A 20,485-nucleotide genomic window follows, 5' to 3' on the forward strand; every position below is an offset into this window, starting at 1 on the left:
ACCGGTGCGCAGACAGACTACTACGGGAATGACGTCCGAGCACTATGCCCTCCTCGTCGAACGAATCGAGAACGAGTTCGTGTGGCGTCGGCGTACCGGACGCCCGCGGAAGCTCTCGCTCTCGAGGGCGATCCGGATCACGCTTCTCTACTTTCGCCACAACGTTACCGCACAACTGATCGCCGAGCTCGCCGGCGTACACCAATCGACCATCCCGCACGATCGCGGAAGTCGAAGCGATGCTCAACGTCGTCACTGATGACGAACAGGCCGACGTCGCGGCGGCCCTCGGCGGGACAGCGGCCGTCATCGACGGCACCCTCCTCCCGTGCTGGTCCTGGGCGGACGCACCCGAGCTGTACTCCGGGAAGCACAAGACCACAGGACACAACTGCCAAGTCCTTGCCGACCTGTCAGGCCGGCTCCTCTCCCTGTCAGCCCCCATCTCAGGCAAGCACCACGACACGCACGCACTCCGCGAAACCGGACTGGCCACCATCATCGATTTCTTCAACACCCTCGCCGACCGGCGATATCAAGGCACGGGCCTCGTCACTCCGATCACAAGAAGGTCAAGACAAGAACACTTACCCGACTACGCCAAACGACACAACATGTTCGTGAACACTCACCGATACGTCACCGAAAGAAACAATCGCAGATATCAAGACCTGGCGCATCCTCCACACCGACTAAAGGCGCCCGCTACGCACATTCCAGAACGCATTCTCAGCCATCCGCCGACTCATCTTCTTCATCCAGAACAACACGAGTTTCGCATAAGCCTCAGTGGCGGGAGAATGCCCAGCCTTCGGTGAAGGGTGCGGTGGAAGCGTTCGATTTTCCCGTTCGTTTGCGGCCGGTAGGGGCGGGTCTTCTTCGGGGTGATGTGGAGCTCTTGGCAGGCGTCGCGCCAGGCGTGGGATGTGTAGGCGGAGCCGTTGTCGGAGAGGGCCTGGTGGACGGTGATGCCGCGGTCGGCGAACCATGCGGTGGCGCGGCGGAGTACGCCGATCGCGGTGAGGGCTGTCTCGTCGTCGTGGATCTCGGCGTAGGCGACGCGGGAGTGGTCATCGATGACGGTGTGCAGGAACGCGTTCCCGATCAGGGGTTCGTGACGGAGGTTGCGGTTCCCGGTCCGGTTCGCGGTCGCCGCGCGATGCCGTTCGCCTTGCTGCCGGCCCACGAAGCGCCAGCCTCCGCCGTCGGGGATGCAGCCGAGCTTCTTCACGTCCACGTGGATCAGTGCTCCCGGGGAGTCGTGTTCGTAGCGTCGGACGGGCTCCCCGGTGCGGATATCGATGGGGGACAGCCGGTTCAGGTGGCAGTGCACGAGGACCGCGTGAACGGTCGACGCGGGAAGATCGAGGATCCCGGCGATCTGGACCGGTCCGAGGCGCTTCTTCCACCGCAGATGCACGATCTTCTTCACCACCGCCTGCGGCGTTCTCGTGGGCGAGCGGTGCGGACGCGAGGACCGGTCCTGCATGCCGGCGGGGCCCATCTCGGCGAAGCGTTTCGCCCACCGGTTCGCGGTCGGCCAGGACACGTGGAAGAACGCCGCTGCCGCGGCGATCGTCCAGCCGTCCTCGACGACGAGCCTGCCGATGCGTTCGCGATGCCGGGGCGTCACAGCGGCGTTAGCGTGAGACACGACGACCTCCTGATGTGAGTCGAAGCGGTAGCAGCTCCACTCTCAACCGGGAGGTCCTCACCCCATCTGAACGACTAGAGCGAGTCGTCGCACCACAACAAACCTCCCTGGGCAGAACACCTAGCGCGGGCGTCTCGAGTGATCGGGGCCGCCGAAAGCCCCAGCCACGAGGCGGGTAGGCTTGGTCGCTTGGGAGGGGACGCCTTGGACGAAGTCTTGGATGTTGACGAGTCGGATGCAGCACTTTGGCGCGAAGCGCTCGCCGGGACGGAACGTGCGTTTGCCGTGATCTTCGGTCGCCATCGTGCCCGCGTCTACCGCAAGGCCTACGCGCGGGTGCGCAACGTGCATGACGCCGAGGATGTCGTGGCGATGGTCTTCATGGAGGCGTGGCGCCTTCGAGCGAAGGTGCGGATCGTCGACGGTTCGCTGCTCCCATGGCTCCTTGCAGTGACGACCAACGTGACCCTAAACAACGATCGTGCTGCGCGGCGCTACCGCCGCTTGCTCGCCAAGGTGCCTGAGGCTCCGCCGTCCGATCCTATGCCCGATGTCGAAGAACGACTCGACCTGCAAGAACGCGCCAACCAGCTCACTCAAGCGATCCGTCGTCTGAGCCAGTCCGAGCGCGTGGTCGTCGACCTGTGTCTCGTCGAGAAAATCTCAATGTCTGCGGTCGCGGAAGTGCTGGATGTCCCGATTGGGACCGTCAAGTCGCGCTTGTTCACCGCACGGCGAAGACTCCGAACTTATTTGAGTGATCAGGACATACCAGTCCTGATGATAGACGAGCCGCTGACGGTAGAGGCTACAAATGGGAGCCGATGAGGCTGAGCGGCGAGCTCATCGGCAAGGAACAGATAACCGAACGGCGGATCATCGCGGTGCGCATCGAACGCGGCGTTGGTCAGGGGCGCGTCGTCCCAGTCGCGGTCGGAGAAGGGTCGCTTCTTCCAGGCGTAGAACGCTTGTTTCGTGAAGCCCCGTACCCGGCAGGCCGCCGCGACGGCGATACCGTCGGCGGCAAGGTCCAGGACCAGCGGGAACATCATTGTGGGCCGACCTCGCGGGAAGCGAGGTCCGAGGTCGACAGAGTGTTTGGAGACGACCTCGCCTTCCTGATACGCGCTCTATTCTATTCTCCGGTCGGGCCGAACATAAGCAACGACTTCGCTCATGGGCTCTTCACCTCGTCGCCGGAGGTTTCGAGGCTCATCGCGATGCGGGGTGTAGTCGGGGTCTTGATCCGCCGGTTTCGGGCGGGCTGCGGGCGAGGTAGTTAGTCAGGTTGCGGAAGCGCAGGGCGGAGCCGCGGAGGTGTTCGAGGCGGCCGTTGATCGCTTCGGTCGGCCCGCTGCTCGTGGCGGTGCGGTCGAAGTAGGCCAGGACATGGGCGGCGTGGATCTTACTCGTTCGCCGGAGGGTGATCAGTTCCGTGTGGCCTCGTGGGACCCCGCTGCTGTTGGGCGTGATCAGGGCGTGCATCGCGGTCTTGCCTCTCGCGCGGTCAGGGGTTGCGGTGGGCGGCGATCATGCGTGGGTAGATGCCCCAAGGTCGCCTCGACTTCGACATGCTCGTCGGCTGCGAACACGGCTTCCAAGCAGGCGCGCGGCTTGTCGGTGAGCAGATTCGTGCCGGTGTGCAGGGTGCGGCGGGCCGAGTAGATCGGGTCACCGGAACGGCCGCGATGCCCCATCGTCTGCACCACGGTGCGCTCCCGTGTGGTCGTGATCGCCTCCGGAGAGCGTGTCAGATGGTGTGTGTTAGGACGGGGCGTCCTGACGGAAGGGATCAGACTGTTGGCTATCGGTAGGGTGTCGCGTGAAGCGCGGCGGAAGGCTTAGGAGGCGGGCGCTGCGCGTCTGATCAAGTGGGGCGTGATGGATGACCTGTTCGCGAAGATCGACGTGGGCGAGATCGAGTTGGAGGGTGCGGGAGGGCTGATCCAGCAGCTAATCAAGTCGGGGCTGGAGCGCGGGCTGCAGGGGGAGCTGACCGAGCACGTCGGATACGAGAAGGGTGACCCGGAGGCGGCGTTCCACGAGAACCCCCGAAACGGGTTGTTCCCGAAGACGGTGGCTACGAACGTCGGTGATGTGGAGTTGCGGATCCCGCGGGACCGCAGAGGCACGTTCACGCCCCGGCTGGTTCCGACGGGCAGCCGGTTTTTGTCGCAGCTGGACGAGATGATCGTGTCGCTCTATGCGGGCGGGATGACCGTCCGTGATATCGAGCATCACCTCGCCGCGACGGTGGGCACGGAGTTCTCGCGCGAGACGATCTCGAAGATCGTCGATGAGGTCCTCGCCTGGCAGCACCGGCCTGTGGAGGCGTTCTCTCCGGTGATCTACCTCGACGCTCTGATCGTGAAGGTCCGCGACGGCGGGCACGTGCGCGACAAGGCCGCGCACCTCCCGGTCGGCGTCGACATGGACGGCATCAAGCACGTCCTCGGGATCTGGGTCCAGCAGAGCGAGGGCGCGAAGTTCTGGGCATCGGTCTGCGCGGAACTCGCGAACCGCGGCGTCCACGACGTGCTCATCGTCTGCTGCGACGGACTGACCGGGTTCCCCGAAGCGATCGAGGCGACCTGGCCGGACTCGATGGTCCAGACCTGCGTCGTGCACCTGATCCGCAATGCCATGCGGTTCGTCACCTACGGGCAGCGCAAAGCCGTCGCCGCCGCGCTGAAGCCGGTCTATCAAGCGCCGACCGCGGACGCCGCCAGGACCGCGCTGGACGCGTTCACGGCGTCGGAGCTGGGGCGCGCGAACCCGCACGCGGCAGCAGTGTTCGAGAGCGCGTGGGAGCGGTTCACGCCGTTCCTCGCGTTCCCGCCCGAGGTCCGCCGGGTGATCTATACGACCAACGCGATCGAGTCGTTGAACTTCCAGCTCCGCAAAGTCACGAAGAACCGCAGCCACTTCCCGGGCGACGCGGCCGTGATCACACTGCTCTGGCTCGCGATCTGCGACATCGAAGACAAGCGAGCCCGCGACCGAGGACGCCCCGCCGCCGAACGTCGAGCCGAGGAACGCCTCGTCGAAGGGCAAGGCGTCACGAACCGGCGAAAAGCCCTCGAGCAGCTCTCCATCGCATTCCCCGAACGAATCCACCGCTACCTCTAAACCGGCTCATCGCATTTGACGGTGTAGCCGTACGGGTGTGAGGTTGGCGCGTCGGAGTCGGAAACGAGGTCGAGGTCTTCCCAAGATGGAAGTTCTCACACTCACCGTCCGGAAGACCTCGACATGCCCCACGCTACCTTCACTGACCCTGACCTCACGACCTTTTGCCGCCTCGACGAGCTTGGTCTGCGTGCTGTTGGCCAGCGCCTGGAACCCGACCGGGCGGTGCTGGAGTGCCGCGTCGTCGACGCCGATCGGTGGTGTCAGAAGTGCGGCGCGCTGGGCGTCGCGCGTGACACGGTCACGCGGCGTCTCGCGCACGAGCCGCTCGGTTGGCGTCCCACGATCCTGCTGATCCGCGTGCGCCGCTACCGCTGCACCGGCTGCGACCGGATCTGGCGGCAAGACACCACCGCGGCGGCAGAACCTCGAGCGAAGATCTCCCGCCGCGGGCTGCGGTGGGCGTTGGAGGGCCTCGTCGTTGGCCACCTCACCGTCGCCCGCGTCGCAGCCGGGCTTGGAGTGTCCTGGCACACCGCGAACGACGCCATCCTCACCGAAGGGCGACGGATCCTGATCGATGACCCGACCCGGTTCGATGGGGTCACCACGATCGGGGTCGACGAGCATGTCTGGCGTCACACCCGCCACGGTGAGAAGTACGTCACCGTGATCATCGATCTCACCCCGATCCGCGCCGAGTCGGGCCCAGCCAGGCTGTTGGACATGGTCGAGGGGCGTTCGAAGGCCGTGTTCAAGCGGTGGCTCTCTGACCGTGCGGACACCTGGCGCGCCGGAGTGGAGGTCGTCGCGATGGACGGCTTCACCGGCTTCAAGACCGCCGCCGCGGAAGAGCTGCCCGACGCAGTCCCCGTGATGGATCCCTTCCACGTCGTCCGGCTCGCCGGCGACGCCCTGGACCGCTGCCGGCAACGCATCCAACAAGCCACGATGGGGCACCGCGGCCGCTCCGGCGACCCGCTTTACTCCGCCCGGCGCACCCTGCACACCGGCGCGAACCTCCTCACCGACAAAAAACGCGCCCGCCTCGAAGCAGTCTTCGCCGCCGACGACCACGTTGAGGTCGAAGCGACCTGGGGGATCTACCAACGCATGATCGCGGCCTACCGCGACCCCGACCGGGCCAGCGGTAAAACCGCAATGCAAACCCTGATCGACTCAATCAGCAGCGGCGTCCCACGGGCCCTGAAAGAGCTCGTCACCCTCGGCCGGACGATGAAAGCCCGCACTGCGGATGTTCTCGCCTACTTCGACCGCCCTGGCACCAGCAACGGGCCGACCGAAGCGATCAACGGCCGCCTCGAACACCTCCGCGGCTCCGCCCTGGGCTTTCGCAACCTGACCAACTACATCACCCGATCACTGCTCGAAGCCGGCGGCTTCAGGCCCCGGCTACACCCTGGATTGCGATGAGCCTCGAAACCCCCGAAGACCACGCACTTACGCACACAGCGTGACAGGCTCGTCGGCACCTTTCCGCGAACGGCCGTTCTGGATCTTTCACGCGTCCCGCCTGTGCGGAACAAGTTGCAGACCTCGTGTTGATTGGCTTTGAATTGCATGTATCTCGAATCCGCCAGATTCGACAAGACTGTAGCTGACGCCCTAGCCTCAACCGTAGAGTGGTGGAGCAGTGCATGCACTCACGGAACTCGCAGCTCAGCGATTGGATCCCTATTCGCCGCGACGAGAGCCGGCGGAATGGTGGATAGCACCGAAATTATCAACCCAAGAATGATGGTAGCAAATGCAAACTTCGAGTCCGGGACTGGGACGCCATTCCAGCTAAGGAGCAGATATGATCCGGTCGTGCCGATGAGGGCTCCAGGCACGGCCGCGCATAAACATTCGAGACAGATTAACCCAACAACAAAGCCGCGCGACGCGCCAAGTGCGCGACGTCGCCCGTAATCGCGCCGCCTCAGAACAACGTTTGACATCACGAGCAGCGTGACTAAGAGTCCACCCCCTAAAAGCGCAAGCGACACCGAGACTGAGGTCGAGGTCGCCAGCTCGCTTTGGACGCCCGTACGGAGCAGTTCAACGGCCGCGCTTGATTTAACAGTAACCGCCCTTGCATCATTGGCACCCACTAGAAGCGGAAGTGTTGCGGCAAGGGCCGGAACGTCAGCGGCGCGGGTTGCGACGACGATGATGATCGATGCCAATTCCGTATCGGCTTGCAAACCGCGAACTAATATCAGTGGCTCAAGATCTGCGAGATACGAAGGCGGCGTGATCTTTCCCCCGATGCTGACTTCCTCTCCGGTCGACGTCACGATGAAGCCGCTCGCGGTATCGAATCCCAGCGTTTTCAAAGCCTCTTCGCTGGCCAGGGCCACCGTAGAGGAGGGATTTTGATCTCTCGGTAGCAGATCCTCGCCTGCTGCGTGACTACTCAGCGTCCGCACTGTCACCCGGCGTCCGCCGGGTACTAGGCCGTTCTCGGCATCGACAGCGGCGCCGAATGCGCCGACCCAGCTGACTCCTCTGACTGCTCCGAGGGTATTCGACACGTCCAGTTTCACGCCGGCGTCGTCCCCTAGCGAAAGCACGACTGCTCTGCTCGAGGCTTCGTCCACTTGGGAGATTACTGCAGCCTCTAGTGCCTGAGTGCGGCCAGCTGTCAGTACTAGCGTGGAGGTGGTGGCGGCGACCACCACGATCATCAGGACCAGTAAGACAGTCTTCGAACTGGCCGAACGGAAAGCTTCCCGAATGAATGCGAGGACCCTGGCCATCAGAGACGATAGACCTTGTCCGACGCGGCCGCGAATTGAAGATCATGTGTCGCGACGACGACGGCCGCCCCCTGGTCTGCTGCGAATCGAAGTGCGCCCATCACCTTCTTCGAAGATTCAACGTCCAGATTCCCAGTAGGCTCGTCGGCAACTACTATATCGGGCGATCCGAGTAACGCGCGACAAAGACTGATTCTCTGAGCCTGGCCTCCAGAAATTTCGCCGGGGCGGCGAAGGGGGTCAACGTCGACCCCGAGCCACTCTATAAGGAAAAGTGCCCTGGAGATGGAATCCCGTTGGTTATCACCTCGATAGAGCGCCGATTCAATGATGTTATCAAGAACCGTACGAGAAGAATCGAGCGCGGCGTCCTGGAATACAAAACCATAGCGATGAGCACGACTCCAGGCCTTGCGGCGATCGCTCAGGCTATCTAATTGCAAGCCGTCAACGAGGACATGCCCTGAAGTTGGACTGAGCAGAAGGCCAGCAATATAGAGTAAAGTGGATTTGCCGCTTCCGCTAGGTCCCGTTAGCGCTGTGATTTCACCCGCGTGAAACCTGCCGCTCCAACGAGAATGAACTATTCGCGAAGTACCATACTGAAAATCGATGCCTTGCAGCTCGAGTCGAGCCGTTTTGCCGCTCACTCTGCCTCAGACCCAACTCGGACGATCGTACCCACTTCGACGCCCTCAACTACAGCTTGGCCTCGTGCTGAAGCAATCAATCTGATTTCAACACGATTGCCGTCTGCAACCAAGACATACGTTGATTGATCGACAGTCGATCGAATTGCCGCAATCGGAATTACGATACCGTCCACTTCAGGAACGAGAACGATCCTCGACCGATACGTAGTGGAGCCGTCAATTGGGACAGCATCACACTCCGTTCCACATACCGACGCGCCGTCGGGACCTTCTAGCACGAGAGTTGTAGTGTTGCTGTCGGTTGACGAGGACGAAACGACGGTTGCGGGCCAATCCCTTCCACCAGCGTCAACGGCGGCCGACGCGCCTGTAGGGATCAAAGTCGCCTGCTCAGGAGTTACCGACGCGCTAAACCGTGGACTCACTGAGGTGGCAAATATGGCAGGTTCCCCGCCGGTAAGCAGCGCCCCGCGCGACACCACTCGCTCATCTAACTTTATGCGGGCGGGCAAAACTGGAACAAATATTACGTCGGCTGCTCGAACGACGCCTGTCGGTTCACGACCCTGGGATAGCTGCCAGCGCTTCACCGCGTCCGCAGTAAGTGGTCCAATCTCGCCGTCAACCTTCCCCGAATACATACCCACTTCTTTGAGAAAAGCTTGGAGCTGCCCCACATCGGCGCCCTTCGATCCGAGAGCAAGGTCGCGAAAGGCCGGTATTTCGCCCTGGGCCACGGTGACGTCGTTCAAGTTGACCGAATACAAAACCGCGCCGGCATTCACTGTTTCCCCGTTCTCTATGTCGACCGACGTTACCACTCCCGCAGCGGAGTTGGAACCAACGGCAGCCGATGGCCACGCTGCGGAAACGGATAAGTTCAACGTCGACCCCACGCTTCCCTCAATTGCCGAGACAGTCGAGAAGGTCGCGGGCGGAGTATTAGGGCTCGCATCTGGGATGGTTTGATCGAAGCTCCAGACAGTAATTACGGCGGTTCCTGCGATAGAAGCGACACTCGCGAAGACAAGAGCTAGCACGTCTCGCCGTCGACGTTTCGGGGGACCGTCGCTCCTGCGTGCCGACGATCTCATCACGGAACCGGGGATGGCGTTGATGTTGCGCGGCGAAATGTAATCTCCTGATCGATCTGGAGCTGAGGGTAGCCACCGAGCCATAAACCAGTGGCAGGGTCAGCGATCTGTGCCAGAGCAAGATTGTATCGCTTGCAGATCGCGATCGCTACGTCTCCTTCTGCAACCACGTATCCCTTTATGGAGCCATCGTCGTTCAGCAGTGTAGCGCCTGTGGCGCCGTCCATCGGCCCGGCATCAAGGATGGGCCCGGGCGCAGACGCCGTTGGGGCGATCCCGCCGTCTTCGACTTCATCTTCGGACGGGTTGACGGGTTGAACTGAAGACTCAGTTGGGGAGCTTGCCGGGCTGTGTGCGACAAATTCTTCCGCGGGGGAGCAGCCAACCAAGCCCACGGACAATGCAGCGGCCGGGAGCGCTCCGAAGGTTAAGCCGAGTAAGCGCACTGGTCAGCCCTTCCCCGAAGTGAAGTCGAGAGGCATTGGCGGACAGGACTCGGCCAATTCTTCATACCGATCTTGACTTTCAGGATTTGCAAGGACGTCGTTAAACGGCGACCAGCTTTCAGGCGTGTAGTACGTATCGAGGAACCGATTCAGACTCGGGGCCGCTTCAAGCTGAAGGTCATTGCTCTCAAGGCAGTGTGTCAATTCGTTCGTGAAATACGTATAGAGCTCCGTGAGACGCGACCGCGATAAAGGAGCCGAAAACTCATCATCGAGAGGGTAGGATGCAGAGCATATGTAGGACGCTAGATCATGAGCTTCCTCCTGTCCCTCCGGCACAAAACCACCAATGCCGCCGTTATCTACCTCTTTAGGAAAACCTGCATCGGTCATACACTCGGCTTGGGAAGCTGGCCACTCATCGAGTGAGACCTTTCGCACCACTTCTACAACTGGGCGATCAACCGTCGGGTATTTGGCTCGAAAGTCCGACCAAGCTTGCTCGGTGCCTCCGTAAGATGCAACGGGAACGTCTGAACCCTGCTCCTCGTTCAATTCTGTCGAGTCACCTTGACTGCTGCATCCGGCAACAAGTACGGCGGTGAGAAAAATGGTGGCGGTGGCGTTCAATCGACGCATTCAGTCTCCTGGTCTGCAAGTATTGGAAATGCCAACGGCCCTGTCAATGCTGCCTGCAGGGCCGTTGGGTCAAGCTTACGCCTCGGGTCTCTAGTTCGCGTAGAGACCCTGATCGCGACAGAGCCACGAGGTGACATGGAAAGTTTGAGAGATTGTCGCCCACATGGCGCGATCTTCACCGATCTGGAACCATCGGATGGCACTCACGTTACCGTTGTTATATGTCTTCTCGTAGTAGCCGACGCCGGGACCGATTTGGTGGACCACGGTGCCGGGACCGACAGAACCAGAAGTCGGTTCAACTGAGCCAGAACACCGGGCTTCGCCATAGCGGGCTTCAGCACCATTTGCGGCTGGCGCCAGGTTGGCCACAAGGCCGATCGCCAGGAAGGTGGCGAATACGGCTTTCGAACGTTTCTTCATGCGCTTCCCTAATGTTTTTGCATTTCATGGAATAGATAGTTTCGAGTTCCCGCGCTCCACAACAAACCTAAGTCGCTTTGCTGTTCCGGACCAGTTTTCCCAGGCTGACTTGGGCCAGGGCGGGATCCGATTCATTGATCGCGTTCGACGAATCGTTGCGGTACCCCGTTAGACGGTCACGTCCGGCGCCTAAGGTCTCGCCATGTTATGTCCACCGTCCCTGCAGGGGTTCGAGGTGGCCGCGGGCCGGGCGTGTCGAGCGCCCGCGGCGCTGCGCGCGCAGAACTTCGGTTGGCCGGTAGACCGGCGGTTGCGCCAGGAGCGTCGTTCCAGCCGTGGTGCGGTCGGCGCCGGCGCCGCAGGACGAGGACTGAGCTAGTGGTGCGTGTCGTAGATTTCTCGAGACCCTTTTCGAACGCCCATTTCGAGCCCATCAGCCGGCCGAGCAGCGTGGCGAGAACGAGCGTCACGATCGCGAAGAGTGTCACGACCGGCCGGTTCTCGAGCGCCCACGTCAGGTTCCCGCCGGTCCGACCGCCGACGGTACCTCTGAACTCGGGCCAGAAGGCTGCAACGATCGCCACGACGACTCCGAGCACCGCCGCGCAGATCGCGCTGACGAACACGACCGTGGCCGTCTCCCGGAGCGCAGATCGCTTGGAGACAGGACGGTGCCCTTCATGGTCGAAGATGAACGCGATACCTGGGAAGAGCGCGAAAACGTACAGGGCAACGCCCCAGATCGACGTAGGCAACAGGTCCACCTCGGGAGAGAATTGGAATCAGGAGGTTCGAGCATGACGAACGTACAGCCCGGCCAGTGCCGCAGGACGGAACCGCGGCCCACCCAAGAGCGAGGGATCCGGCCCGCCCGCATCCAGTTCCAGCCTGCCCCGCGGCCGGCGTCCTCTCAGATCAAGCCGCCCCCGCCGCCCAAACGATGAGCTAGACAGCGAAGACATCTGACTCTCACAACGAGCTCGGGATCCAGCCCGCGGGAAACCAGCAGAAGCCCGCCGTTCGGCCCGCGTCCGCGAGGATCCAACCTCCTCTTCCGAAGCAGTAGCAACGCGCATCTTGCGTTATGGTGGTACTCGGCTCACTCACAGCTACTGACCACCGAATGTCGATCTTCAGCAGTACGATGACCCCTACCTGAGGAACCGATCCGGTTCCGCTGAGCTACGGTAGAGGTTGTCATGGCAGACACGAAGGTTATTTTCGTTGCGTTCGCGATCGAGGATGAGCGCTCCCGCGACTTCCTCAAGGGCCAGTCCCTGAGCCCTCGCGCGCCATACGAGTTCATCGACATGTCAGTGAAGCAGGCCTACGACTCAGGGTGGAAGGACAAGGTCCGCACCCGCATCAAGCGCTCCCACGGCGTGATCGTCCTCGTGAGCAAGAACTCGCTCACCTCGGTGGGACAGCAGTGGGAGATCGCCTGCGCCAAGGAAGAGGGCAAGCCGATCCTCGGTATCTGGGCCTACACCAACGACCGGACCGCCCTCGCAGGTGTGGCAACGAAGATCTGGAGCGACGCCAACATCAATGCCTTCATCGACTCGCTCTGAATCGATGCGCAAAGCACTGATCGTTGGGATCGATCATTACGACAACCCCGGCTTCCAACAGCTGAGCGGTGCCGTCAACGACGCCTACAACGTCAAGGCCGCGCTCGAGCGAAATGCTGACGGGACTCTCAACTTCCCCACCCCGAACCTTCTCGCGGGGACCGGCCCCGGCTCCACGGTGACCCGGCACGAACTCAAAGATGCTGTGCGGGAACTGTTCGCCGACGACGCCGAGATCGCGTTGCTGTACTTCGCCGGCCACGGCTACATCGAGGACACGGGCGGGTACCTCTGCGCCAGCGACGCCTCCTCCGGCGACGACGGCGTATCACTCGCAGAGGTGATGACCCTAGCCAACATTTCCCCCGCCAAGAACAAGGTCATCATCCTGGACAGCTGCCACAGCGGCGTCGCTGGCAGTCACTCCACCTCCGCATACGCTGAGATCTCCGATGGTGTGACCATCCTCACCGCGTCGACGGCCACTCAGTACGCCTCTGAAACACCGGGCGGTGGGTCAGGCGTCTTCACGAACCTGCTGGTTGACGCACTCTCCGGAGCCGCCGCGAACCTCGTCGGCGACGTCACTCCCGGCAGCGTCTACGCCCACATTGACCAGTCACTCGGCCCCTGGGCACAGCGCCCCGTCTTCAAGACGAACGTGAAGACGTTCATCTCCCTCCGCCAAGCCGAACCGCCTATCGCCTTGAGCGACCTTCAGAAGCTCCGAGAGCTGTTCCCGACGCCGACCACTGTGCTCACCCTCGATCCGAGCTACGAACCGGTCCGGTCCGGAGTCGAAAACCCGCCAGTAGTCGCTCCGGACCCACAAAACATGGCAGCGTTCGCAACGCTGCAGAAGCTCGTCAAGGTCAACCTCGTCCGACCCTCAGGAGCGGAACACATGTGGAACGCAGCGATGGAGAGCAAAGGCTGCGAGTTGACAGTCCTCGGTGAGCACTACTGGAATCTTCTCGACAGCGGGCTGATCTGATGAGCGACGACAGGTCTCTTCGCAAAGCCCTCGAGAGTTCCGAGCTGCTGGAACACCTGGCCGATGCAGAGCATCGCCGGTGGGCTCACTGGCAGCAATACCTCCACGATCAGTGCGAACCTCGGGCGGACGGATCGCTCGTCATCCCTGCGCATCTGGTGGAACGATGGACGACGCAGATCAAAACGCCGTACGCCGATCTCTCACCCGACGAGCAGGAGAGCGATAAGGACCAGGTGCGTCAGTACCTTCCGTTCATCATCGAGGCAGTCGGACCATGACCCCTTACGCCGAGCTCCTGTCAGCGTTCGCGATTTCGCAGTTCGACATGGGGCTTCGCCCGGTGCGGCTCGCGACGAAGTCCTAAAGCTATGGCACCACCCGTTCAGCGCGGAGCCTGGTCTCCTCGCCGCCGCGTCCGCCGCCGTGGCTACCGGCCCCCAGCCGCTGGTCGAATCGGCTAAGGAGACAGCCGGGCTGGCCCCGATTCGCGCCGCACTGGGTGCCCAGACTCCAGAAGAAGGACTCGTCGCGATGATGGCCGCTCAGGAGCTCCTTGCCGGGCTCGCACGCGAGTTCGGATGACCTCGAGCCGCCAGGGACCGACCCGCGATCTGGCAGTCACGTCACTGAGTGATGCAGAAGTAGAACACACCGAGTCGATCGTCGGTAGTCGCCGACCGGCGGAGCGACCTGTTCGACGAGTCTGATGGCGCTCGGGCCGAATCCCGTGCAGACGACACCGGGGTTTCCCGACGCGCGCAGGCCCTGGCTCCCGGGCTCCGTCGTGGTTACCGGACCGACCTCACCGACGTGCTCGCCGTGCAGTTCGACTGCAGCTCACGGAGAGCGACAGCAGGGGCAACCGACACTAGCGGAGTAGCTGTCTGGACATAGATTCCCCCTCGTCGGTGACCGCCCGATTGCGTCGGCACCGAGTGAGCCGTTGAGGACTGGGCGACGATCGAAGGGCCGCGGTACTCGACGTCGACACGTCGTCGTCAGTTTTCGTCGTGCCAGCGAACTCGATGATGTCCGCCTTCGTCTCGGTCGGCAAGCCGAAGTGCTTGATCACGGCAACGGCGAATCCGCTGAGCACCACACCGTTTCCGCACCACCCGGCCTGCCGGGCTAGCCGGCTGGCCGAAAGCCTCGTACGGGTCTCCAAAGTGAAGATCGCCGCAAGCAAGGCCCAGGTACCAGCGACGAAGCCAGACAGCAGCTCCCTACAAGTACTGGCTCATGCGCTGACCGCAGACGCAAGATCCGGAACCTAGCAGAACAACCTCCTGGACTGGATGTCGCGGCCGTCCGCGGCCAGCACACACGAGGACACCCCCGTTTGGGGCCCTGAAAACCAATCCTGGACTAACTCGTCGACACCGGCTATACATGACTAGATGAGCTGCCCTCCGGCTACCTCAGCCGTCGCAACAAGAAAAAGTGGACCGAGGCCCCGTGATCTCCCGAAGACTCTTTATGACTGGCGCCTCCGCTACAACTGTGATTCTGGCGTCCCCGATCACGACTGGCGCTGACAACGCTCACGCCAGCGAAGGCCCTACTGGACCGGCTGAGGCGGTATTCGAACCCGTCCCCGTAGTTGTCAGACAAGTTCTATCCTCCGACCTGTCGGGTGTATTCAGTTATCCGGACTCGTCATACGAGCGGATACGAGTTACGAACCTGCAAACCTTTACTCTCGAATTGACCTATGACAGTCGGTTATTCTCATCACAACCACTTCTGATCGTCGAAGACGATAATATCTATAGTGTGTTCAGCCGTAGTCGAACCAAAACGACGGCCACGACCATAACCTCATACTATGAGGTTACACTTAGCGACTATTCCCCCAGGGTGCTCACCTTCCTGACACCCACGTTCATGCCGCCGGCCTATCCGAATGATGGAACCGACGATCTCTACTCGACCCTGGTAGTTCTGACAGATCAGGCGGGCGTGGAGCTCGCAAGGAAAGAACAACCGCTTGATCCTCAAAAGACCCCGGTTGACGCCTGGGGGGCAGAAATCCAGGTCGAATGGGCACAATTGGATCTTGCATCATCTCGAACTTACAGATATCCATCCGCCGTCACTCTTGTGAGCCTGGGACCCGCACCTGTTCCCGAAGGAACGTCGTTGTCGATCGTGATCGACGACCAATACTTGGAGGACATTCCTCTAATAAGAGTTGGCACACCCACCACTGACCTAGCGTTCATCGTCAAAGAAAACCCAATCGAAACCAGCACATTGCCGAGCGACGTCTGGCCAGACAGCAACTATGGCTGGGACAGTGGGGAGCGAATCGCTACTATTCTGCGTTCCCTCCCTCAAGGTGAGTCAGTGCAATTTACCTTCGAAGCGGTTGGCAAAAACACCGCGGAGGCGAGGTCGATTGTCAACGCGTCGATTCTCCTTGGATCTCCACCTAGCGCAAGCGGCTGGCGCCGCAACCTTCCAGCCGAGGTCACCGATTTGACTCCGTCAGGCCAGCCGAACCTCACCACCTCTACGACGGGAACTACGTAACTACATGTCTGATCCTTGGGTTCTTAAGTCTCAGCAATGGGTCAACGCGACATATAGTGGCGTTCCGGGCTTTGTGCCGGCGCCAACGAACGGCCTCACTGGCTGGGGAACAATGTTCGCCCTTACTCGCGCACTACAGCACGAGCTTGGGATTACTACCCTGTCAGACAGTTTTGGTTCGACAACTCTGTCCACCTTGACCACGAAATTTCCTTCGGTTACGGAGTCAACCACCAACACCAACATAAAGGCGATCGCTCAATGTGCCCTTTGGTGTAAAGGGTACCTCGGAAGTGATTATAAAGAGCAGTTCGGCCCTTGGGACTCAGTCACGAAGGCCAACGTGGTTGCGGCTCGCGTGGATCTCGGCCTGTCGGCACAAGCCATCATCTTTCCGAAGCTCTTCAAGAGCTTACTCACTATGGACGCATACGTTCAAGTGTTTGGTGGAACATCACTGATTCGTTCCATACAACAGTCCTTCAACTCTCGATATATCGGACGTGCGGATTTCTACGTTGTTCCTTGTGACGGGATCTACTCAAGAGACGTACAACGCGGACTGATGTACGCTCTCCAGTACGAGATCGGAATGGCAGATGGAGTTGCAAACGGATCACTGGGGCCCGCTACAAAAATGGGCCTAAGCAGCGCCGCGGCCAACGTCACGCAGGGATCGACAGACTCGACAAAATACTTCGTCCATCTTTTTCAGGCTGCTTTGGTTTTCAACGACTACTCAACCGGGGCGTATGATGGTGTGTTCTCATCTGCAATGACCACGAAGGTCAAGGCATTCCAAACTTTCACCTTACTTAGCCTCTCCGGGCGAGCTGACTTTCCAACGTGGGCGTCGCTACTGGTTTCGACAGGCGATCCCGAGCGGTCGGCGAAAGCTTGCGACTGCATCACCACCATAACGGCCGACCGCGCAGCTACCCTTAAGAGCCTCGGTTACACAACCATCGGTCGATACCTCACAAATACCCCGAATATCCCCGACGCAACCGATAAAAACATTAAACCTGGCGAACTGGCTGTCATCAAATCGGCAGGTATGCGGGTGTTCCCCATCTTCCAAGAAGGCGGAACTGGAGTCGAATTTTTCAATGCCTCCAATGGGCGCAACGCAGCCCGTCGTGCACATGTAGCGGCAAAAAGTTACGGCTTTGCAGAAGACACCGTTATTTACTTCGCCGTAGACTTCGATGCACTAGAAGACGAAGTCTACAGCAATGTCGTTCCGCACTTCCAGGGAATCGCGGCCGCTCTTAAGGAAATCGGTAGCAACTACCTCGTCGGGGTCTATGGTGCACGCAATACTTGTCGCATAGTTAGTGACGCCGAGTTGGCAGATTATAGTTTTGTCAGCGGAATGTCCACTGGCTACAGTGGAAATCTCGGCTTTTCTCTACCCAAGAACTGGGCCTTTGACCAAATCAAGGAATACATGGTCGGTACCGGCGTAGGTGCAATCAACATTGATAAAGACGTCATGAGTGGAATAGACCCAGCTCAGGTTCCGCCGGCTAGTTCGCTCTCTGTAAACTACGAGGTGTTCGCCTACATAGATTCGCTGCAGCAGGCCGCCGTGGACTGGCTGGCTACCGGCGCCGCCGAGCCTGCTGGTACTACTGCCAGTATGCTTGTCATAAACTACCTTCGAGCCGGTGACGACAAATACGTGATCAATCCCCTTTGGACGATCATTGCGGGATCCGTGTCGGCCAAATTCACAACCTACGTAGAATCTTCGAAAAAGATTGCGCGAATTAAGTCAATGATCGAGCCTTCGACACTGGCGTCGGCAGGCAATTCGAGGCTCTACGGTCTAGAGCACTTCGGCGCTGCTGCAAGCGCGGTGGTCTACAACGGTGTACCAACTGTGACTAGTGCAATCGTGAACTTGGGTGATCTCGGCGGTTGGGCAGGAGACCTCATCCAGACGCAGGCTGATTTCACCAAGTTTGGAGCCGGCTATAACGCTGAGGGTTTCTCCAAGGTGTTTATCGGTGCCTTCGAGGAAAGTTACCCGGACAATCATTTCCCCTGGTCAGACCTCTTACAGGACATTGACGCTCTTCTTCTAGGAAATAAGATCCGCCTTTCCCCCACAGCCTCGTTCGCGAGCCTTTTCCGTGCATACTTTGGTACTGGAAGCACAGCGGGTTGGCGTACGCGTTACTCCGCCTTCAAGGCACTTCGATTCGGCTCGAACTACGAGAAGGCCATTCAGATTGCTGGAGCGCCCCTGGTGCAGACGAGCGACGGGACGTTTAATGCCGCACGTACTGCAGTGTTGGCTGCTGAAGGCACTGTTTTTGGAGGAGTTTCAGATCCCGACAAGGCAGGCCTTGCTCGCGGGTTCATCCTCAACCTAGACGGAAGGGTGGCTGCCCAGTGACTTGGGCGGCGTGGACGTTCTCACTAGGTGCAGCTCCTGTATTGATTCTGGTGACGAAGGCGGCTTCGATAGGGTTCAGGGACCAGCAAACTGCCAGTAGATGGGTCTACCGCTTTGGCATCGCGTTCTCTGTGGCGTGTTTAATACTGGCACTGATATGGTGGCTTCAAGCGAGTACTTCGGGGTGGAAATCACCTAGCAACGATGCTGATGATGTTGGTGGACTTGTACCGTGGACGCTTATCTGGAATTTTCTCACTGGGATTACCACATCGTCACTAGTTCATAGTTTTGACAAAATGGCATTCCGACGAAATGCTGTGAGAGGAAGAATTTAGGGGTGAGGGAGTTGGTATTGAGGCTTATGCAAAAATCGATTGACCCAGTATAAATTAGTGCGTGTCGGTCACGAAAAACACCGGCTGATCCGTTTTGCTTGAAGAGCAACTTCCAACAGAAACTCTTCGCAAAGGAACCAGCCGGTGCACAAGCAGACTACTACAGGGATGACGACCGAGCAATATGCGATTCTCGCCGAACGGATAGAAAACGAATTCCTGTGGCAGCGGCGGCGAGGACGGCCACGCAGACTGTCGCTCGCCGGCGCACTACAGGTCACTCTTCTCTACTATCGCCACAACGTCACCGAACAGTTGATCGCCGATGTGGTCGGTGTCAGTCAGTCGACCGTGTCGCGAACAATCGCGCTAGTGGAAGCGATGCTCACTGTCGTGACCGACGACGAGCAGCCGGACGTCGAGGCTGCGGTCGGCGAGACGACGGCCGTCATCGACGGGACCCTCCTCCCGTGCTGGTCCTGAGCAGACGCGCCCGAGCTGTACTCCGGCAAACACAAGACCACGGGGCACACCTGCCAGGTCCTCGCCGATCTCTCCGGTCGGCTGATCCACATTTCGGATCCGATTCCGGGCAAACACCATGATGCTCACGCATTCCGAGAATCACACTTGGCCGACATCATCAACCTCTCGAATACTTTGGCCGACAAAGGCTACCAAGGCGCCGGAATGATCACACCAATAAAAAGGAGACCCGGCGAAGAACATTTGCCAGAGCACGCGAAACAGCACAACCGTTTCGTGAACACTCACCGCTACGTGATCGAGAGAACAATCGCTAACATTAAAACCTGGCGAATCTTCCACACCGACTACAGACGACCACTGCACACTTTCCCAGACGCCTTCAACGCCGTCCGTGGACTAATCTTCTTCACCCAGAACGAAACCAATTTTGCATAAGCCTCATTGTCTCGCAAGTCATCTACTCGATCGGGACGCACTGGGCTGGAGAGTTATTCACGGGTCTAGTTTGATGCTTTCGGCGCGCTTCAACTGAACAACGGTCCTTCCTTGGGAGAATTGTGTTATCACACATCATTCAGGAGAAAGAACCGTTGCAGGTGAAGCATGCAGCAGGATTGACGTACGCCGAGGCGAAAGCTCTGTCGAAGCGGATGCTTGGCGAGGTCAGCGCTTCAGGGGAGGCGCCGGACTGGCCGCCGACTCTGGGAGTGTTCACGTCGCTTGTCATCACGCTGAGTTATCTGAAACGCAACACCGCGCAGGTCGTGCTCGCCGAACAGCACGGCGTATCGCAGCCGACGATCTCCCGTGCGATCGCGTCGATCACGGCATGGATCGCAGCAACTCTCAGGGCGGACCTTCCGACCGCGGACGACCTCGACCCGAACGGCCAGTACATCCTCGACGGCACCCTTCTCCCGTGCTGGTCCTGGAGAGACCGGCCCACGCTCTGGCCGGGGAAGCACACGACGACCGGGTTCACCGTGCAGGTCGCCTGCGATCTCAGCGGACGCCTGGTCTGGGTCTCCGACCCGGTCGACGGCCACCGCCACGACATCGCCGTGCTACGCGCATCCGGAGCACTGCACGGCCTCGACCCCGCGAACTGGTTCGGTGACAAGGGGCTACATCGGGCTCGGCATGATCACCCCGATCCGCACAAGAACCGACCGGGACATGCTCGAATGGGAACACGAATTCAACAAAAACGTCAACTCGATCCGCTACCAGATCTAACGCGTGATAGCACACCGACTACAGGCGTCCGCTATGCACATTCCGGAACGCATTCTCAGCCATCCGCCGACTCATCTTTCTTCATTCAGAACAACACGAGTTTCGCATAAGCCTCACT

18 protein-coding genes and 4 pseudogenes are annotated in these 20,485 nt (G+C 60.2%); 13 read left to right on the top strand and 9 right to left on the bottom strand.

Features of this window, described 5'->3' with window-relative positions; all coding sequences use genetic code 11:
- Positions 1 to 239: 239 nt before the first annotated feature.
- Positions 240 to 608 (top strand): annotated as a pseudogene (locus tag GSU10_RS15670) (transposase family protein); the annotation flags it as partial.
- A gap of 184 nt (positions 609 to 792) precedes the next feature.
- On the opposite strand, the pseudogene GSU10_RS01725 reads toward GSU10_RS15670, so the two are convergent.
- Positions 793 to 1,654: pseudogene (locus GSU10_RS01725) on the bottom strand (IS481 family transposase); the annotation flags it as partial.
- A gap of 204 nt (positions 1,655 to 1,858) precedes the next feature.
- Here GSU10_RS01725 and GSU10_RS01730 point away from each other — a divergent pair.
- Positions 1,859 to 2,482, top strand: coding sequence for an RNA polymerase sigma factor (locus tag GSU10_RS01730; protein ID WP_158286123.1), 624 nt, complete (start codon positions 1,859 to 1,861; stop codon positions 2,480 to 2,482).
- Between the two features lie 11 nt (positions 2,483 to 2,493).
- On the opposite strand, the pseudogene GSU10_RS15400 reads toward GSU10_RS01730, so the two are convergent.
- Positions 2,494 to 2,706: pseudogene (locus tag GSU10_RS15400) on the bottom strand (IS3 family transposase); the annotation flags it as partial.
- Between the two features lie 42 nt (positions 2,707 to 2,748).
- On the opposite strand from GSU10_RS15400, the gene GSU10_RS15675 reads away from it, so the two are divergent.
- On the top strand, positions 2,749 to 2,937 hold the full coding sequence (locus GSU10_RS15675) for a DUF4209 domain-containing protein (protein WP_236713550.1): 189 nt from the start codon (positions 2,749 to 2,751) through the stop codon (positions 2,935 to 2,937).
- On the opposite strand, the pseudogene GSU10_RS15410 reads toward GSU10_RS15675, so the two are convergent.
- A pseudogene (locus tag GSU10_RS15410) lies at positions 2,867 to 3,351 on the bottom strand (transposase); the annotation flags it as partial. The gene GSU10_RS15675 and the pseudogene GSU10_RS15410 sit on opposite strands and share 71 nt — an antisense overlap.
- A 184-nt stretch (positions 3,352 to 3,535) precedes the next feature.
- Here GSU10_RS15410 and GSU10_RS01745 point away from each other — a divergent pair.
- Both GSU10_RS01745 and GSU10_RS01750 read left to right on the top strand, forming a co-directional pair.
- Entirely contained in the window at positions 3,536 to 4,783 is a 1,248-nt protein-coding gene (locus GSU10_RS01745) for an IS256 family transposase (protein ID WP_422395429.1), read from the top strand.
- 123 nt (positions 4,784 to 4,906) lie between these two features.
- Entirely contained in the window at positions 4,907 to 6,217 is a 1,311-nt protein-coding gene (locus tag GSU10_RS01750) for an ISL3 family transposase (RefSeq protein WP_068213761.1), read from the top strand.
- A gap of 230 nt (positions 6,218 to 6,447) precedes the next feature.
- Here the strand turns inward: GSU10_RS01750 and GSU10_RS01755 are convergent, their stop codons facing one another.
- From GSU10_RS01755 to GSU10_RS01780, 6 genes are all read right to left on the bottom strand, one after another.
- The gene (locus GSU10_RS01755; protein ID WP_082845211.1) at positions 6,448 to 7,545 is read right to left on the bottom strand and encodes an ABC transporter permease; all 1,098 of its coding nucleotides are present in this window, start codon (positions 7,543 to 7,545) and stop codon (positions 6,448 to 6,450) included.
- The gene (locus GSU10_RS01760; protein ID WP_236713647.1) at positions 7,545 to 8,195 is read right to left on the bottom strand and encodes an ABC transporter ATP-binding protein; all 651 of its coding nucleotides are present in this window, start codon (positions 8,193 to 8,195) and stop codon (positions 7,545 to 7,547) included. The genes GSU10_RS01755 and GSU10_RS01760 overlap by 1 nt, the downstream gene beginning before the upstream one ends.
- Positions 8,192 to 9,376, bottom strand: a complete 1,185-nt coding sequence (locus tag GSU10_RS15680) for a peptidoglycan-binding domain-containing protein (RefSeq protein ID WP_082845210.1) — start codon at positions 9,374 to 9,376, stop codon at positions 8,192 to 8,194. Before GSU10_RS15680 ends, GSU10_RS01760 begins: the two co-directional genes overlap by 4 nt.
- 365 nt (positions 9,377 to 9,741) lie before the next feature.
- Positions 9,742 to 10,368 (bottom strand): hypothetical protein, encoded by a 627-nt coding sequence (locus GSU10_RS01770; RefSeq protein WP_132505909.1) that lies wholly within the window; start codon positions 10,366 to 10,368, stop codon positions 9,742 to 9,744.
- A gap of 99 nt (positions 10,369 to 10,467) precedes the next feature.
- The gene (locus GSU10_RS01775) at positions 10,468 to 10,800 is read right to left on the bottom strand and encodes a hypothetical protein (protein WP_132505906.1); all 333 of its coding nucleotides are present in this window, start codon (positions 10,798 to 10,800) and stop codon (positions 10,468 to 10,470) included.
- A gap of 176 nt (positions 10,801 to 10,976) precedes the next feature.
- Positions 10,977 to 11,564: a DUF6338 family protein gene (locus GSU10_RS01780; RefSeq protein WP_132505903.1), complete on the bottom strand. Its 588-nt coding sequence runs from the start codon at positions 11,562 to 11,564 to the stop codon at positions 10,977 to 10,979.
- A gap of 435 nt (positions 11,565 to 11,999) precedes the next feature.
- On the opposite strand from GSU10_RS01780, the gene GSU10_RS01785 reads away from it, so the two are divergent.
- The 8 genes from GSU10_RS01785 (at position 12,000) to GSU10_RS01820 (ending at position 20,477) form a co-directional block, all read left to right on the top strand.
- Positions 12,000 to 12,371, top strand: a complete 372-nt coding sequence (locus GSU10_RS01785; RefSeq protein ID WP_068212088.1) for a TIR domain-containing protein — start codon at positions 12,000 to 12,002, stop codon at positions 12,369 to 12,371.
- A gap of 4 nt (positions 12,372 to 12,375) precedes the next feature.
- Positions 12,376 to 13,365: a caspase family protein gene (locus tag GSU10_RS01790; RefSeq protein WP_068212087.1), complete on the top strand. Its 990-nt coding sequence runs from the start codon at positions 12,376 to 12,378 to the stop codon at positions 13,363 to 13,365.
- Positions 13,365 to 13,646, top strand: a complete 282-nt coding sequence (locus tag GSU10_RS01795; RefSeq protein ID WP_068212085.1) for a hypothetical protein — start codon at positions 13,365 to 13,367, stop codon at positions 13,644 to 13,646. Before GSU10_RS01790 ends, GSU10_RS01795 begins: the two co-directional genes overlap by 1 nt.
- A 1,579-nt stretch (positions 13,647 to 15,225) precedes the next feature.
- Positions 15,226 to 15,900 carry a hypothetical protein gene (locus tag GSU10_RS01800; RefSeq protein ID WP_132505900.1) on the top strand — a complete coding sequence of 225 codons (675 nt, stop codon included), beginning with the start codon at positions 15,226 to 15,228 and terminating at the stop codon, positions 15,898 to 15,900.
- A 4-nt stretch (positions 15,901 to 15,904) separates the two neighbouring features.
- Positions 15,905 to 18,304, top strand: a complete 2,400-nt coding sequence (locus GSU10_RS01805) for a glycoside hydrolase domain-containing protein (RefSeq protein WP_082845209.1) — start codon at positions 15,905 to 15,907, stop codon at positions 18,302 to 18,304.
- A 482-nt stretch (positions 18,305 to 18,786) separates the two neighbouring features.
- The gene (locus GSU10_RS15285) at positions 18,787 to 19,125 is read left to right on the top strand and encodes a helix-turn-helix domain-containing protein (RefSeq protein ID WP_208859919.1); all 339 of its coding nucleotides are present in this window, start codon (positions 18,787 to 18,789) and stop codon (positions 19,123 to 19,125) included.
- A 15-nt stretch (positions 19,126 to 19,140) separates the two neighbouring features.
- Entirely contained in the window at positions 19,141 to 19,566 is a 426-nt protein-coding gene (locus GSU10_RS01815) for a transposase family protein (protein WP_208859923.1), read from the top strand.
- A 122-nt stretch (positions 19,567 to 19,688) separates the two neighbouring features.
- Positions 19,689 to 20,477: a transposase family protein gene (locus GSU10_RS01820; RefSeq protein WP_208859920.1), complete on the top strand. Its 789-nt coding sequence runs from the start codon at positions 19,689 to 19,691 to the stop codon at positions 20,475 to 20,477.
- The last annotated feature ends 8 nt before the right edge of the window (positions 20,478 to 20,485 follow it).

It is taken from the genome of Rathayibacter tanaceti (assembly GCF_009834165.1).
In the GTDB taxonomy this organism is placed as follows: domain Bacteria; phylum Actinomycetota; class Actinomycetes; order Actinomycetales; family Microbacteriaceae; genus Rathayibacter; species Rathayibacter tanaceti.

Excerpts from the sequence above, each read along its gene's own strand:
- GSU10_RS01755 (WP_082845211.1), bottom strand. The coding sequence starts at position 7,545 with ATGGCCAGGGTCCTCGCATTCATTCGGGAAGCTTTCCGTTCGGCCAGT.
- GSU10_RS01795 (WP_068212085.1), top strand. The coding sequence starts at position 13,365 with ATGAGCGACGACAGGTCTCTTCGCAAAGCCCTCGAGAGTTCCGAGCTG.
- GSU10_RS01750 (WP_068213761.1), top strand. The coding sequence starts at position 4,907 with ATGCCCCACGCTACCTTCACTGACCCTGACCTCACGACCTTTTGCCGC.
- GSU10_RS15680 (WP_082845210.1), bottom strand. The coding sequence starts at position 9,376 with ATGGCTCGGTGGCTACCCTCAGCTCCAGATCGATCAGGAGATTACATT.
- GSU10_RS01775 (WP_132505906.1), bottom strand. The coding sequence starts at position 10,800 with ATGAAGAAACGTTCGAAAGCCGTATTCGCCACCTTCCTGGCGATCGGC.
- GSU10_RS01805 (WP_082845209.1), top strand. The coding sequence starts at position 15,905 with ATGTCTGATCCTTGGGTTCTTAAGTCTCAGCAATGGGTCAACGCGACA.
- GSU10_RS01785 (WP_068212088.1), top strand. The coding sequence starts at position 12,000 with ATGGCAGACACGAAGGTTATTTTCGTTGCGTTCGCGATCGAGGATGAG.
- GSU10_RS01790 (WP_068212087.1), top strand. The coding sequence starts at position 12,376 with ATGCGCAAAGCACTGATCGTTGGGATCGATCATTACGACAACCCCGGC.
- GSU10_RS01745 (WP_422395429.1), top strand. The coding sequence starts at position 3,536 with ATGGATGACCTGTTCGCGAAGATCGACGTGGGCGAGATCGAGTTGGAG.